Source organism: Streptomyces sp. WELS2, assembly GCF_013870595.1.
Lineage (GTDB): Bacteria > Actinomycetota > Actinomycetes > Streptomycetales > Streptomycetaceae > Streptomyces.
Genome location: NZ_JACBWZ010000912.1, coordinates 1 through 2,308 on the forward strand (window position 1 = coordinate 1; position 2,308 = coordinate 2,308).

At 70.7% G+C, this 2,308-nt stretch carries 1 protein-coding gene and 2 pseudogenes; all 3 read left to right on the forward strand.

The features are described 5' to 3' along the window. Positions 1-57 precede the first annotated feature (57 nt). Positions 58-933: pseudogene (locus tag H5J33_RS31650) on the forward strand (carbohydrate ABC transporter permease); the annotation flags it as partial. Next, positions 930-1,775 (forward strand): carbohydrate ABC transporter permease, encoded by an 846-nt coding sequence (locus H5J33_RS31655; protein WP_181798185.1) that lies wholly within the window; start codon positions 930-932, stop codon positions 1,773-1,775. The pseudogene H5J33_RS31650 and the gene H5J33_RS31655, both read left to right, overlap by 4 nt. 61 nt (positions 1,776-1,836) lie before the next feature. After that, positions 1,837-2,308 (forward strand): annotated as a pseudogene (locus H5J33_RS31660) (aminoglycoside phosphotransferase family protein); the annotation flags it as partial.

The following is a 2,308-nucleotide window of genomic DNA, read 5'->3' on the forward strand; positions in this document are numbered from 1 at the left end:
CCTGCGGCAGTCTCGTCTCGTTGACCACCGCCCGCAAAACGTCGCTGTCACCGAGACCCGCGCGGCGGCTGGACCCCCTGGCTCTATCTCGCCCCCGCCCTCGCCGTCCTCGGTGCCCTGCTGGTCTACCCGGTCTACCAGCTCGGGCTGATCTCGTTCCTGGAGTACACCCAGGCCCAGGTCAGCGGCGGGGAACCGACCCGCTTCCGGGGGCTGGCCAACTACACCGACCTGTTCGCCGACGACCAGTTCGCCCAAGTGCTGCTGGCGACGGTCGGCTTCGCGGCGGCCTGTGTGCTCGGCACGCTGGCGGTGGGCTGCGCGCTCGCCGTCCTGCTCACCCGGGTCCGCGCGCTCCCCCGGCTCGCGCTGCTGCTGGCCGCACTGGGCGCCTGGGCGACACCGACGATCACCGGCTCCACCGTCTGGCTGTTCCTCTTCGACCCCGACTTCGGCCCGGTCGACCGCCTCCTCGGGCTCGGCGACTTCTCCTGGACGTACGGCCGTTACAGCGCGTTCCTGCTGGTGCTGCTCGAAGTCGTGTGGTGTTCCTTCCCGTTCGTGATGATCACGGTCTACGCCGGGATCCGCGCCGTACCCACACAGGTGCTGGAGGCCGCCGCGCTGGACGGTGCCTCGCAGTGGCGGATCTGGCGCTCGGTGCTGGCGCCGATGCTGCGGCCGATCCTGGGCATCGTCACCGTCCAGTCGGTGATCTGGGACTTCAAGGTGTTCACCCAGATCTACGTGATGACGGGCGGTGGCGGCATCGCCGGGCAGAACCTGGTGCTGAACGTGTACGCCTACCAGAAGGCGTTCGCGTCCTCCCAGTACAGCCTCGGTTCGGCGATCGGCGTCGTGATGCTGCTGCTCCTGCTGGCCGTCACGCTCGGGTATCTGCGGCTGCTGCGCCGCCAAGGGGAGGAACTGTGAGTCGCGTACGCCTTGCGGTACGGCGCCCCTGGCGGCTGGCCGCCGAGGCGACCGCGCTGCTGGTCGCCGCGGTCGTCGCCTTCCCGCTGTACTGGATGCTGCTCGGCGCCGTCCGGCCGGCCGGGGAGATCGAGTCCACCGAGCCGCGGCCCTGGACGACCTCCCCCACTCTGGACTCCTTCCGGCGCGTGTTCCAGCAGCACGACTTCGGCCGGTACTTCGTCAACAGCCTCGTCGTCGCGGGGAGCGCCGTCCTCGCCTCCGCGCTGATCGCGTTCCTCGCCGCGACCGCCGTGACACGGTTCCGGTTCCGCTTCCGGACCACCCTGCTGATCATGTTCCTGGTGGCCCAGATGGTGCCGGTGGAGGCGCTCACCATCCCGTTGTTCTTCCTGATGCGGGACTTCGGCCTGCTGAACACGCTGGGTTCGCTGATCCTGCCGCACATCGCCTTCTCGCTGCCGTTCGCGGTCTGGATGCTGCGGGGGTTCGTACGGGCCGTTCCGGAGTCCCTGGAGGAGGCCGCGTACCTCGACGGCGCGAGCCGCGCGCGGTTCCTGTGGCGGATCCTGCTCCCGCTGGTCCTGCCGGGCCTGGTGGCCACGAGCGTGTTCTCCTTCATCTCCGCCTGGAACGACTTCCTGTTCGCCAAGTCCTTCATCATCAGCGACACCTCGCAGTCGACGCTGCCGATGGCCCTGCTGGTCTTCTACAAACCCGACGAACCGGACTGGGGCGGTGTCATGGCGGCGTCCACGGTGATGACGGTGCCGGTGCTGGTCTTCTTCGTCCTGGTCCAGCGGCGCCTGGTCTCGGGCCTGGGCGGCGCGGTGAAGGACTGACGCGCCCACGCCCGGGGAAAATCGCTGGCCACGGCCGCGTACGCGCTGCTGGGATGGGGCGATGCGCGACGAACACACAGCGACGGTGGACCGGGGAGCGTACCCGGACGCCGTGACTCCGTGGGAGACGGACTCCTGGCGGGCGGCGGTACTGGACTGGGTGGAGGGGCACCTCACCGAGCGGGGACTCGGTGTGGGCGGCCCGCTGCGGGTACGGCTGCGGCCCTGGTCGGTGCTGGTCCGGGTGCCCGTCACCGGTCAAGAGGCCGTCTGGTTCAAGGCGAACCCGCCGAGCGCCGCGTTCGAGGGCCCGCTGACCGCGGCCCTGGCCCGCTGGGTGCCGGACCGGGTGCTCTGCCCGCTGGCCGTCGACGCCGGGCGCGGCTGGTCGCTGCTCCCCGACGGCGGGCAGCTGTTCCGGTCGGTGCTCGACCGGGAGCCGGTGGAGCCGCGCGAGTGGGAGTCGCTGCTGGCCCAGTACGCCGGGATGCAGCGCGACCTGGTGGCCCGCGCCACCGAGCTGGAGCGGCTCG